Source organism: Tomitella fengzijianii (assembly GCF_007559025.1).
GTDB lineage: Bacteria > Actinomycetota > Actinomycetes > Mycobacteriales > Mycobacteriaceae > Tomitella > Tomitella fengzijianii.
The window spans coordinates 1,178,973-1,191,451 of the sequence record NZ_CP041765.1 but is presented as its reverse complement, the minus strand read 5'-3'; the positions used below and the strand labels follow the sequence as shown (position 1 = coordinate 1,191,451).

Annotated in this window: 8 protein-coding genes and 1 pseudogene; 1 reads left to right on the top strand and 8 read right to left on the bottom strand. The window is 70.3% G+C overall.

Annotation, left to right across the window (positions count from 1 at the left end):
• The first annotated feature begins 18 nt into the window (after nucleotides 1-18).
• Nucleotides 19-1,686 carry an ABC transporter substrate-binding protein gene (locus FO059_RS05480; RefSeq protein ID WP_143907016.1) on the top strand — a complete coding sequence of 556 codons (1,668 nt, stop codon included), beginning with the start codon at nucleotides 19-21 and terminating at the stop codon, nucleotides 1,684-1,686.
• A 119-nt stretch (nucleotides 1,687-1,805) separates the two neighbouring features.
• Here FO059_RS05480 and FO059_RS05475 read toward each other — a convergent pair whose 3' ends face one another.
• The 8 genes and pseudogenes from FO059_RS05475 to FO059_RS05440 all read right to left on the bottom strand — a co-directional run bounded on the left by FO059_RS05475 (nucleotide 1,806) and on the right by FO059_RS05440 (nucleotide 12,471).
• Nucleotides 1,806-3,434 carry an ABC transporter substrate-binding protein gene (locus FO059_RS05475; protein ID WP_143907014.1) on the bottom strand — a complete coding sequence of 543 codons (1,629 nt, stop codon included), beginning with the start codon at nucleotides 3,432-3,434 and terminating at the stop codon, nucleotides 1,806-1,808.
• A gap of 136 nt (nucleotides 3,435-3,570) precedes the next feature.
• Nucleotides 3,571-4,383: an HpcH/HpaI aldolase/citrate lyase family protein gene (locus tag FO059_RS05470; RefSeq protein ID WP_233266892.1), complete on the bottom strand. Its 813-nt coding sequence runs from the start codon at nucleotides 4,381-4,383 to the stop codon at nucleotides 3,571-3,573.
• Between the two features lie 46 nt (nucleotides 4,384-4,429).
• Nucleotides 4,430-4,930 carry a MaoC family dehydratase gene (locus FO059_RS05465; RefSeq protein WP_143907012.1) on the bottom strand — a complete coding sequence of 167 codons (501 nt, stop codon included), beginning with the start codon at nucleotides 4,928-4,930 and terminating at the stop codon, nucleotides 4,430-4,432.
• The gene (locus tag FO059_RS05460; RefSeq protein ID WP_199257062.1) at nucleotides 4,927-6,090 is read right to left on the bottom strand and encodes an acyl-CoA dehydrogenase family protein; all 1,164 of its coding nucleotides are present in this window, start codon (nucleotides 6,088-6,090) and stop codon (nucleotides 4,927-4,929) included. The genes FO059_RS05465 and FO059_RS05460 overlap by 4 nt, the downstream gene beginning before the upstream one ends.
• 134 nt (nucleotides 6,091-6,224) lie before the next feature.
• Nucleotides 6,225-8,210, bottom strand: a pseudogene (locus FO059_RS05455) (acetyl/propionyl/methylcrotonyl-CoA carboxylase subunit alpha); the annotation flags it as partial.
• Nucleotides 8,211-8,218: 8 nt separating this feature from the next.
• Entirely contained in the window at nucleotides 8,219-9,895 is a 1,677-nt protein-coding gene (locus FO059_RS05450) for a carboxyl transferase domain-containing protein (RefSeq protein ID WP_199257063.1), read from the bottom strand.
• Nucleotides 9,892-11,553: an AMP-binding protein gene (locus FO059_RS05445; protein ID WP_143907006.1), complete on the bottom strand. Its 1,662-nt coding sequence runs from the start codon at nucleotides 11,551-11,553 to the stop codon at nucleotides 9,892-9,894. The genes FO059_RS05450 and FO059_RS05445 overlap by 4 nt, the downstream gene beginning before the upstream one ends.
• Nucleotides 11,554-11,826: 273 nt before the next feature.
• Nucleotides 11,827-12,471: a TetR/AcrR family transcriptional regulator gene (locus FO059_RS05440; RefSeq protein WP_143907004.1), complete on the bottom strand. Its 645-nt coding sequence runs from the start codon at nucleotides 12,469-12,471 to the stop codon at nucleotides 11,827-11,829.
• Nucleotides 12,472-12,479: the final 8 nt, after the last annotated feature.

Sequence of the window (12,479 nt, the reverse complement as noted above, 5' to 3'; positions counted from 1 at the left end):
TTTGAAGCGGAGGACTCAATGGAATCGACCGACCACAGGGCCGGCGGCCGGCGCAGGCGGCGCGTCCGCACCGCCGGGCGTGCCGGCCTGGCCGTGCTCGCGGCCGCCGTCCTCGTCACCGGTTGCGCAAGCTCCGACGGCGGTGGCAGCGGCGACGGCACCGGGAACGCGGCGCCGTCCGGCGAATCCGGCGCGTTCACGCAAGGACTGGTGAACGTGCAGTCGCAGGAGGGAGACGTGGTGCGCGGCGGCACACTGACCTTCGGCGTGCAAGCCCTGGCGCCCGTCCTCGACCCCGGCAAGCAGGGCGCGAGCCGCGGCGGAACCGGCGGCGACGCGGCCGCCGCCGTGTACGACGTTCTCATGAAGTACGACCCGGACAGCGGCGAGTTCACGCCGCAGCTCGCGGAATCGCTCACGTCCGACGACGACGTCACCTGGACGCTGAAGCTGCGCGACGGGGTGAAGTTCAGCGACGGAACACCGATGGACGCGCAGGCGGTGGCGGCGAGCTTCGACCGGTACACCGAGCAGAACGGCGCCGACGCCGGCCTGTGGAAGCAGACCGTGGAGTCCGCCACCGCCACAGACCCGCTCACCGTGACCATCACCCTGACGGCTCCCTGGCACCGGTTCCCGTCCATGCTGGCGCTGGGCTACGGCATGATCGTGGCGCCGACGGCAGGCAGCGGGGACGCCTTCAAGCCGATCGGCGCCGGCCCGTTCACCGAGCAGGAGTTCCGTCCGGGCGAGGCACGCGTGCTCAAGGCCAACCCCGACTACTGGGGCGGACCGCCGCCGCTCGACACCGTCCGGATGGTCGCCCTCAACGGCCCGCAGGAGAACGTCGACTCGCTCAAGTCCGGTGGGCTCGACCTCGCGTACATCCGCGGCCTCGCGCCGGCCATCAAGGACGTCGTCGACGCCGGCTTCCCCGGCTATGTCGGCATCCTCAACTCGGGCAGCGCGGAGATCATCAACAACCGTGAGGGGCGCGCCGGGGCGGATGTGCGGGTGCGCAAGGCGATCGCCATGGCGCTGAATCCGGAGCAGATCGGCCAGCGCGCCGAGAAGGGCGAGGGGATCCCCACGTCCGACATCTTCGCGAAGTCCTCCCGCTGGCACCCCGACGTGCCAGGCGTCGCCTTCGACCCCGACCAGGCGAAGAAGCTCCTGGACGAGGCGAAGGCCGACGGCTACGACGGCACCCTGGACTACGTGTTCCTCAACGAGCCGAAAGACCACGCCATCGCGCTGGCGGTGCAGGCGCTGCTGCAGAAAGTGGGGTTCACCGTGAACATGCACGGCGCCACGAGCGCCGCCGACATCATCACGGGGGTCTACGTGCAGCACGACTTCGACATCGCGCACGCGGGGCTGGGCTTCTACGAGTCGATTCCGGACCTCGGCCTGCAGGGCGTGCTCCAGAGCGATTCGCCGTCGAACACCGCCGGGTACGCCGACCCGCAGATGGACGCGCTGATCGCGAAGTTCCGTTCCACCGCCTCCGAAGACGACGCCCGCGCGGTGATGGGCGAGATCCAGAAGCACTGGAACGCCACCGTCCCATCCGCACCGATCGGCGCGCTGCCGTCCCTCTGGGCGTGGCAGAAGAACGTGCATGGCGTGGAGCCGTCCGCCACCGGGATCATGCTCCTGGGCGAGGCGTGGAAGAGCGGTTCGTGACCATCGCCTGAACAGGCGAGCACACAGGTGAACACAGTGACTGCGCCCCGGCCTTCCGGCCGGGGCGCAGTCACTGTGTTCCGCCCGTCGGGGCGGCGTCCCTTCCCGTCACACGGGGATCAGGATCCTGTCACCCACGCGGAGTCGAGCAGGTAGATGTTGTCGGCGCTGCGCTTGACGCCGTGCACGTCGTCGTTCCACACGGTGAGCACCTTCGCCGGCCCCCAGACCGCGTAAGGGATGGTCTCGTTGGCCTGGGCCTGGACCTCGTCGATCGCCGCCTTCTTCGCGTCGTCGTCGGTGGCCGTCTGCACCGCTGTGAGCAGCTCGTCCATCTTGGGATCCGAATAGCCTGCGGCGTTGTTCTTGGAGTCGCTGCCCATGCCCGCGTACAGACGCAGATAGGGGGCGTCGTCCATGAGCTGCAACGCCGCGCGCGCCATGTCGAAGTCGTGGTCGACGTACATCTTGCGGACGAGGTCGTTGACGCTGTTGGCGTAGTCGATCTGCACGTTGAACCCGACCGCGTTGAGCTGCGCCTGCACCGCCAGGGCCGCGGCCCGTGCGGAGGGGTCGTTGCCGGACAGGTAGTGCAGACTGCCGTCGTAGCCGTCGGCCTTGGCCTCGTCGAGGAACTTCTTCGCCTGCGCCGGATCGAACGGCACGCCCTTCGCCCCGTCGTACCACCGCGAGCTCTCCGGGACGATCTCGGAGCCTGCGATGCCCAGCCCGTTCTCGACGCGCTGGTTGATCACCTGCGGGTCGATCCCGTACGCGATGGCCTTGCGCACGCGCACGTCCGCACCGGGACGGCCCTCATGCTGGTTGACGTATCCCAGGCTGCCGAGCCCCTGGATGTCCAGGTACCCCGGAAGACCGGCGTCGACGGCGCTCTTGATCACCTGGGCGTCGCGGTTGATGTAGGTCATCGAAAGCTGGCCGCTCTGCAGCGACTCGAACTGCTGCTGCGCGCCGTGGGTGGGCACGAAGGTGACCGAGTCCAGGTGCGGCTTGCCGGCGAAGTAGTCGTCGCGCGCATTGAGCACGATCTTCTCGCTGGGGGCGAACTCGCCGAGGGTGTACGGGCCGGCGCCGATGGGGGTGAAGTCGCCGCCCGCGTCGGAGCCCTGGCCCACGATCATGCCCGGGCCCATCGCCAGCATCACGGGGAACTGCGCCCACGGCTTGTTGAGCGTGAACTCCACGGTGTGCGCGTCGGGCGTGCCGATGCCGGTGACGATGTCCGCCCACACCTGGGCCACGTCGCGGCCGGCGTCGACGAACCTGTCGATGCTCCACTTGACGGCCGCGGAGTCCAGGGGCGTGCCGTCGCTGAACGTCACACCGTCGCGCAACGTCAGGGTGAACTTCGTGTAGTCCTCGTTGTGGTCCAGCTTCTCCGCGAGCTGCGGAACGAAGTCGCCGGATTCCGGGTCGGTGCGCACAAGCGTGTCGTAGACGGCGGCCATCTCCGTTCCGCCGTTGGAACCGGCCGCCAGCGTCTTCGTGGGGTCGAGCGAGCTGGGGAACGAGTACGAGCCGAACGTCAGCGTGCCGCCGTCGACGGGCTCGCCGGAATCGGCGGCGCCGGCACCGACGAAGCCGATCGTCGTCGAGCCGTCGGAGGTCGCGCCTCCGGAGCCCGACGCGCCGCCGTCATCAGTCGAGGCGCATCCCGCCGCCAACAGGGCCGCGGCCGCCCCGACCGCCGCGAGCCGGACGCTCGAACGAATCCATGGTCTTTTCACTGCAGTCCTCACCGTTGCATTGCCCCCGGGTTCCGATCCCGGAGGCGGTTCGGATCGAACCGTAGTGGGACAGATCACCGCAGGGTGTCACTGATCTCAATAACCGAAATACGTAACCCTCGTCATACTGCCGGATTCACGCCCTGCGCAGGACGGCTTCGGCGTGCCGGAGCACCGGCGAATCGACCATGGTGCCCTCGAAGGCGAATACTCCGCGCTCGCCTTCCGCCGCCGCGAGCACCCGGCGGGACCAGTCGGTCTCCGCATCCGTGGGCCGGTAGGCGGTCCGGACCTCTGCGACCTGCGCGGGATGGATGCACACCGAGGCGTCGAACCCCGTCGCCACCGCGTCCAGCGCCTCGGCGCGTTGACCGGCGAGATCCTTGATGTCCAAGTGGACGGCGTCCAGGGCAAGCCTCCCGTACGCCTTCGCGGCGAGCAGCACCGCGCCGCGCACCTGCTGCGCCACCGGCCGGTACGCGCCGTCGGCCGACCTGCTGGAACTGCCTCCGAGCCCGGCCACCAGGTCCTCCGCGCCCCACATCAGGCCCGCCGTCGCGGCCTGCGCAGCGATCTCCCGCACCATCACCGCGCCGCGCGGGGTCTCCACCAGCGCGATCACACGCCGGGGTGCCAGCGCTGCGATCTGCTCCGCGGATTCCGCCTTGGCGAGCATCACGTGCGAGTATCGCGTCGCGGCCAGCGCCTCGAGGTCCAGCGCCTGCTCCGGCGAATCCGTGGCGTTGACGCGGACGACGGTGCGGGACGGGTCCTGCGGATTGTCGATCAGCGCCCGCCGGGCCGCGGCCTTGTCGCCCGGTGCGACCGCGTCTTCCAGGTCCAGGATGACGACGTCGGCCGCGGCCGCCGCCTTGGCGTAGCGCTCCGGGCGATCGGCAGGGCAGAACAGCCACGCCGGGCCTGCCGCCAATGCGGATGGTGCTGTCACGGTCGGTGGCCTCCGGTCTCGCGGTGTGTATCGGGTCGTTTCTGCATCAGTGCGGCCGTTTCTGCATCAAGGTTGCACGGACCGCCCGGGCGACGATGTCGCCGTCCTGGTTGCGCCCCACGTGCTCGAGCGTCACGATGCCCTCGTCCGGCCGGCTGCGCGACTCGCGCTTGGCCAGCACCACGGTTTCGCCGTAGAGCGTGTCGCCGTGGTACATGGGCTTGGGGAAGGCGATCTCGGAGAAGCCCAGGTTGGCGACGATGGTGCCCTGCGAGAGCTGGGCGACCGAGAGCCCGACGAGCGTGGAGAGCGTGAGCATCGAGTTCATCAGCCGCCGGCCGAACTGCTGGCCCTCCGCCCATGCCGCGTCCAGGTGCAGCGACTGCGTGTTCATAGTCAGCGTCGTGAACAGCACGTTGTCCGCCTCGGTGAGGGTCCGCCCCGGGCTGTGCTTGTACACGACCCCGGTCTCGAACTCCTCGAACCACAGCCCGCGCTGCACCACCTCCCGCAGCGGTTCGGACTGCGCCTCGTCCCCGGCGCTCACTTGAACCCCAGCTCACGCGCGATGAGCATCAGCTGGACCTCCGTGGTGCCCTCGCCGATCTCGAGGATCTTGCTGTCGCGGTAGTGGCGGGCCACCGGATACTCGTTCATGAACCCGTAGCCGCCGTGGATCTGCGTCGCGTCGCGCGCGTTGTCCATCGCCGCCTCCGACGAGACCATCTTGGCGATCGCCGCCTCCTTCTTGAACGGCTTGCCGGCCAGCATCCTCGCCGCCGCGTCGTAGTACGCGAGCCGGGCGGTGTGCGCGCGTGCCTCCATCCGGGCGATCTTGAAGTTCACGGCCTGGTACTCGCCGATGGAGCGGCCGAACGACTGCCGCTCGCGCGCGTACTTGACCGACTCGTCCACGCATCCCTGTGCGGCGCCGGTGGACAGGGCCGCGATGGCCACCCGCCCCTCGTCGAGGATGGACAGGAAGTTGGCGTACCCGCGGCCGCGCTCCCCGAGCAGGTTCCCCGCGGGCACCCGGGCGTCGGTGAACGACAGCGGGTGCGTGTCCGAAGCGTTCCACCCGACCTTGTCGTAGGCGGGCTCGGCGACGAATCCTGGAGTGCCGGAAGGGACGATGATCGTGGAGATCTCCTTGCGCCCGTCGGGGCGCGCGCCCGTGACTGCGGTGACGGTGACGAGCGAGGTGATGTCCGTGCCCGAGTTCGTTATGAATTGCTTGGCGCCGTTGATCACCCAGTCGTCGCCGTCGGCCTTGGCGGTGGTCTTGGTGGCGCCCGCATCGGACCCCGCGCCCGGCTCGGTGAGCCCGAACCCCGCGAGACGCCTGCCGGCGGCGAGGTCCGGCAGCCACTTCTGCTTCTGCTCCTCGGTGCCGAACTTGAAGATCGGCATCAGTCCGAGCCCCACGCCGGCCTCCAGGGTGATGGCCACCGACTGGTCGACCCGCCCGAGCTGTTCGAGCGCCAGGGCCAGCGCGAAGTAGTCGCCGCCCATGCCGCCGTACTGCTCGGGCACCGGCAGGCCGAACAGCCCCATCTCCCCCATCTGCGCCACCACCTTGTAGGGGAAGGTGTGTTCGCGGTCGTGCTGCGCCGACACCGGCGCCACCACGGTGTCGGCGAAGTCCGCCACTGTGTCGCTGAGCGTCCGGTAGTCCTCCGGCAGTTCCGCCGCCATGCTGGTCGTCACGATGCCTCCTGTGCGATCGTCTCCGCTGTGTCGTCCTGTCCCGCAGGGCCATCTCCGGGCCCGTCCCCCGCGCCGTCGCCTTCCGCGCCCGCGCCGTCGGGCGCGGTGTCGTCGGGCGCGGTGTCGTCGGGCACGAGCCGGGCGAGCACCTGCTCCAGGCCGACCTGTTCGCCCACCGTCACCAGGTTCTCGACCGTCCCCGCCACCGGCGCGGTCAGCGTGTGCTCCATCTTCATCGCCTCCACCACGACCACCGGTGCACCCTCGGACACGGTGGATCCGGTGTCCGCGACGACGGCGATCACGCTGCCGGGCATCGGGCTGAGCACCTCGGCCTTCTGCGGGCCGCGGGTGCGCGCGGTCCTGCGCACTTCCTCCTCGCCGAGGCGCCAGGTGCCGCGGTCATCGCTCACCCAGATGTCGCTCCCCGACTCCGAGACCCGGTAGGCCCTGTGCACGCCGTCGATGACGGCACCCAGTCGGCCGCCCGGCTCCGGCGAATAGTCCAGTACCGATGCGCCGACAGGCGGCTGTTCCCCCACATGCACCCGTGCCGCAGCGGGACTCCCCCACACCGACACGGTCTCGGCGCGCAGGGGACTGCGCATGCGCGTGCGGACCGGCGCCGTGCCGCCCACCCGCCAACCGATCTCCGTCGCCCAGGGCGACCGCCCGCCGGCGGTGAGGCGTTGCTGGCGGACGAGGGCGGCCGCGACCATCGTGTCGTCCGGCGCCGGGGCGGGCGAGAACTCCTCGGCGCGCGCATCGAGCAGCAGGGTGTCCAGGTCGCCCGCCGCCACGCGGTCGTCGGCCAGCAGGTACCGCAGGAACTCGATGTTGGTCTGCACGCCGTGCACCGCGGTCTGCGCCAGCGCGCGGTCGAGCCGGGACATGGCCTCGGCCCTGTCGGTGCCGTAGCCGATGACCTTCGCGAGCATCGGATCGTAGTCGCTGCCCACCGCGGTGCCGTCGCGCAGCGACGAGTCGATCCGCACCCCTTCGCCGTGCGGCTCCAGCGCGGCGAGCACCGTGCCGCCGGTGGGGAGGAACCCGCGCGCCGGGTCCTCCGCGTAGACACGCCCCTCCACCGCATGACCGGTCATGACCACGTCTTCCTGCCGGAAGTCGATCTTCTCCCCCGCCGCCACCCGCAGCTGCCATTCGACCAGGTCGACGCCGGTGACCAGCTCGGTGACCGGATGCTCCACCTGCAGTCGCGTGTTCATCTCCATGAAGAAGAACTCGTCTGGGCGGTCCGCGGACACGATGAACTCCACCGTCCCCACACCGAGGTAGTCGACGCTGCGCGCCGTATCGCATGCGGCCGCGCCGATCCGGGCGCGGGTCGCCTCGTCCAGCAGCGGAGAGGGCGCCTCCTCGATGACCTTCTGGTGCCGCCGCTGGAGGCTGCACTCGCGCTCACCCAGGTGGACGACCTCGCCGTGGCCGTCGGCGAGCACCTGGACCTCGATGTGGCGGGGCCGCAGCACGTACCGCTCCAGAAACAGCGTGTCGTCGCCGAACGCCGACGCCGCCTCGCGGCGCGCCGTCGCCAGCGCATCCGGGAGCGCCGAGGGCTCGTCCACCAGGTGCATGCCCTTGCCGCCGCCCCCCGCCGACGGCTTGATGAGCACGGGGAAGCCGATGTCCCCGGACGCTGCGATCAGTTCCTCGTCGGTCAGCCCGGGTTCGGCGATGCCGGGCACCACCGGCACGTCGAACGCGGTGACCGCCTTCTTCGCCGTGATCTTGTCGCCCATCACCTCGATCGCGTGCGCCGACGGCCCCAGGAAGGCGATGCCGGCCTCGGCGCATGCGGCGGAGAACTCGGGGTTCTCCGACAGGAAGCCGTATCCCGGATGCACGGCCTGAGCGCCGGTGCGCACGGCCGCATCGATGACCTTGTCGATGCGCAGGTAGCTCTCCCGCGCGGCGGCGGGCCCCAGGTGCACGGCCACATCCGCCTCCGCGACATGCCGGGCGTCGGCGTCCGCGTCGCTGTACACCGCGACCGACCGGATGCCCAGCCGGCGCAGCGTGCGCATCACGCGCACCGCGATCTCGCCCCGGTTGGCCACCAGGACCGTGTCGAATCCCTGCTTGCGCTCGGATTTCCGCATCGTTTCACTCACATCCTGAAGACGCCGTAGGAGACCGGCTCGAGCGGGGCGTTCGCCGCTGCGGCCAGCGCCAGACCCACGACGGTGCGCGTGTCGGCGGGGTCGATGACGCCGTCGTCCCACAGCCGGGCCGTCGAATAGTAGGGGTTGCCCTGCCGCTCGTACTGGTCGCGCAGCGGGGCCTTGAACCGCTCGATGTCCTCGTCGGACCAGCTCTCCCCCTGGGACTCGAGCCGGTCGCCGTGCACCGTGGCCAGTACCGAGGCGGCCTGCTCGCCGCCCATCACGGAGATCCGCGCGTTGGGCCACATCCACAGGAAACGCGGCGAATACGCCCGCCCGCACATCGAGTAGTTGCCGGCGCCGTAGCTGCCGCCGATGACGACGGTGAGCTTGGGGACCCGGGCGCAGGCGACGGCGGTGACCATTTTGGCGCCGTGCTTGGCGATCCCGCCCGCCTCGTAGTCGCGGCCCACCATGAACCCGGAGATGTTCTGCAGGAACAGCAGCGGGATGCTCCGCTTGTCGCACAGCTCGATGAAGTGGGCGCCCTTCATCGCCGACTCGGAGAAGAGCACGCCGGCGTTGGCGACGATGCCGACGGGGTGCCCGTGCACGCGCGCGAACCCGGTGACGAGCGTCTTGCCGTACTCCGCCTTGAACTCCTGGAATCCGTTCTCCACGGCGCCGGGCCCGGCGCCGCCGTCGACGATGCGGCTGATGACCTCGCGCACGTCGTACGGGATGCGGGAGTCCGGCGGGACCACGTCGTAGACGGTCTCCGGATCGTGGAGCGGCGGTGCGGATTCGGCCACCTCCCACGGGGTGTCCGCGCGCGGGCCGAAGGTGCCCGCGATGCGGCGGACCGTCTCGAGCGCGTCCTCGTCGTCGTCGGCGAGATGATCGGTGACCCCGGAGACCTTCGAGTGCAGATCACCGCCGCCGAGTTCTTCCGCGGTCACCACCTCGCCGGTCGCCGCCTTCACCAGCGGCGGCCCGCCCAGGAAGATCGTGCCCTGTTCGCGGACGATGACGGCCTCGTCGCTCATCGCAGGCACGTAGGCGCCGCCCGCCGTGCACGAGCCCATGACCGCCGCGATCTGCGGGATGCCCCGCGCGCTCATCGTCGCCTGGTTGTAGAAGATCCTGCCGAAGTGGTCGCGGTCCGGGAACACCTCGTCCTGCCGGGGCAGGAACGCGCCGCCCGAGTCGACGAGGTAGATGCACGGCAGATTGTTCTGCAGCGCCACCTCCTGCGCCCGCAGGTGCTTCTTGACCGTCATCGGATAGTAGGTGCCGCCCTTGACGGTGGCGTCGTTCGCGACGATCACGCACTCGCGGCCGGCCACCCGTCCGACGCCGGCGATGACGCCCGCGCCCGGGCACTCGTCGTCGTACATGCCGCCGGCCGCCAGCGGAGCGATCTCGAGGAACGGCGAGCCCGGGTCCAGGAGCCGCTCCACCCTGTCGCGCGGGAGCAGCTTCCCACGGTCGACGTGCCGCTGCCGGGCGCGTTCGCCGCCGCCCAGCGCCGCAGCCGCCAACCGTTCGCGCAGCTCGGTGACCAGCGCACGGTGCTGGTCACCGAAAGACCCGCCCGCGCTGCTCGTTCCGGTGCTGCCCGTTCCGCTGCCGTTCCGGCCGGCGCTCCCGGTGCGCTCCGCGGTATCCGTGGTCGCCATCATTTCCTCCCGATCAGCTCGAGGGCCTCGGACCGCATCTGCACCTTCCGGATCTTCCCGGTGACGGTCATCGGGAAGTCGTCGACGATGTGCACATATCGGGGGATCTTGAAGTGCGCGAGCTTGCCGCGGCAGAACTCCCGCAGCCCGTCCGCTGTCAACGGCGACGCACCCTCGCGCAGCTTGACCCACACCATGAGCTCCTCCCCGAACTTCTCGTCCGGCACGCCGATCACCTGCGCGTCGACGATGTCCGGGTGCGTGTAGAGGAACTCCTCGATCTCGCGCGGGTAGATGTTCTCGCCGCCCCGGATCACCATGTCCTTGATCCGCCCCGTGATGCTCACGTAGCCGTCCGCGTCCATCACCGCCAGGTCGCCGGTGTGCATCCAGCCGTCGGCATCGATGGCTTCGTCGGTTTTCGCCCGGTCCTCCCAGTAGCCCCGCATCACGAGGTATCCGCGGCTGCAGAACTCGCCGGCAGCCCCGCGGGGCAGCGTGGAACCGTCGACCGGGTCGATCACCTTGACCTCCACGTGGGGTCCCGCACGCCCGACGGTGCCCACGCGCTGTTCGAGCGTGTCGGCAGTGCGGGTCTGCGTGGACACCGGCGAAGTCTCGGTCATGCCGTAGCAGATCGAGACGTCCTTCATGTTCATCCGGTCGATGACCTTGCGCATGACCTCCGCCGGGCACGTCGACCCGGCCATGATGCCGGTGCGCAGTCCGGACAGATCGAAGGAGTCGAAGTCCGCCAGCCCCAGTTCCGCGATGAACATCGTCGGCACCCCGTAGAGGCTCGTGCAGCGCTCGTCCTGCACGGCACGCAGCGTGGCCTGCGGGTCGAACCCCGGCGCGGGGATCACCATCGCGGCGCCGTGGCTGGTGGCGGCCAGGTTGCCCATCACCATGCCGAAGCAGTGGTAGAAGGGCACCGGGATGCAGATGCGGTCGTGCTCGGTGTAGTCGATCAGCTCGCCCACCATGAACCCGTTGTTGAGGATGTTGCGGTGGGTCAGCGTGGCGCCCTTGGGCCGCCCGGTGGTGCCGGAGGTGTACTGGATGTTGATCGGGTCGTTCCGGTCGAGTTGCGCGGCCGCCTCCGCCAACCGCGCCTCGGCGGCGTCGTCGAGCGGGCGGTCCGCCAGTTCCGCCCACCGGGCGGAACCCAGGTACACGACGTCGGCGAGGGCGGGGCACCGGGGCGCGACCTCGTCGAGCATCGCGCGGTAGTCGGAGTCCTTGAAGCTCTCCGCCGCGAACACCGTCTTGATGCCGGACTGTCCGAGTGCGTACTCGAGCTCGAACGCACGGTAGGCGGGGTTGATGTTCACCAGGACGGCACCGATCTCCGCCGTGGCGAACTGGACGATCACCCATTCCCAGCGGTTGGGGGCCCAGATCCCCACCCGGTCCCCCTTGCCGACGCCCGCGCGCAGCAGCCCCGCGGCCAGCCGGCGGACCGCCGTGCGCATCTCGGTGTAGGTCCAGCGCAGCCCGGCGGCGCAGTCCACCAGGGCTTCGTGCTCCGGGTGGCGCGCGGCGGTGGCGGCCAAGTTCGCCCCGATCGTCTGCTCCAGCAGCGGCGGCGCCCCCTCGCCCTGCGCGTACGACAGTTCCCCCCGGTCCGCGGAAACTCCGCGGCGATCCGCATCGACCATTCTGCTCTCCCGATTCCGGTGGTGCTCCGTGCAGGACGTCCGGCTGACGGCAAGCGCCCGGGCCGGGCAGTACCTCGACCCCGCACTCGGTTAACAACCGATAACTGAGACTAGCACCGGGGCGTCCATGTGTCCACCATCACTGGGACGTCCGAGCATTCCGTGGCCGGGTAAGCACGGACAGCGTGATCATCGAGCGAGGGCCGACCCGAGACAGGACGGCCCAGGAGAGGGGCTTGGCGGGCGGGGGCCTGCGAGAACGCGGGGACGCTTCTACACCGGCCAGTCGGCGAGCGGCGCGCGCAGCGCCGCCAGCGCCATCGCCGACAGCAGGCGCACAGCGTGGTCTCCCCCGACCGCGTCCACCGACGGCGCGTGCGGCGTCGAGTTCATCAGCCCGAATGCCGCGTGCGCGCGAAACCGGGCGTCGCGCACCGACAGCCCGGCATCCAGTTCGCGCAACGTGCTCGCCCACAGTTCGACGTACTCACGCTGCAATCGGCGGACGCGCCGCTCGGCCTCCGGGGCGAGCACCGCCAGGCTGCGGTCCTGGATGCGGATCAGATCCTCGTCGGCCACCGCGAACCGGGCGTGCGCGGCCACCAGGCGCTCGAGCGCGTCCTCGGGGCCGTCCGCCATCGCCACCTGCGCCTTCCCGTCGGCCAGGAGCCGTTCGCTGATCCCCACGAGAAGCTCCACGAGCACGTCCTGCTTGCTCGCGAAGTGCCGGTACACCGCCGGGCCGCTCACGTCCGCCGCAGCACCGAGGTCGCGCATCGAGACGCCGCCGTAGCCGCGGTCGGCGAACAGGCGCGCCGCCGCGTCGAGGAGGCGCAGGCGCCTGTCGGCCTTCTGCCGGTCGCGCAGCGTGCCACCCTCCGCGGCGGTGTCCGCGCTTTCCGGTTCGACTCCGGTCATGCCGCCGA

What these genes read in the sequence shown, in the direction of transcription:
- FO059_RS05480 (WP_143907016.1), top strand. Translation starts at nt 19, where the DNA reads ATGGAATCGACCGACCACAGGGCCGGCGGCCGGCGCAGGCGGCGCGTC.
- FO059_RS05450 (WP_199257063.1), bottom strand. Translation starts at nt 9,895, where the DNA reads ATGATGGCGACCACGGATACCGCGGAGCGCACCGGGAGCGCCGGCCGG.
- FO059_RS05445 (WP_143907006.1), bottom strand. Translation starts at nt 11,553, where the DNA reads ATGGTCGATGCGGATCGCCGCGGAGTTTCCGCGGACCGGGGGGAACTG.
- FO059_RS05440 (WP_143907004.1), bottom strand. Translation starts at nt 12,471, where the DNA reads ATGACCGGAGTCGAACCGGAAAGCGCGGACACCGCCGCGGAGGGTGGC.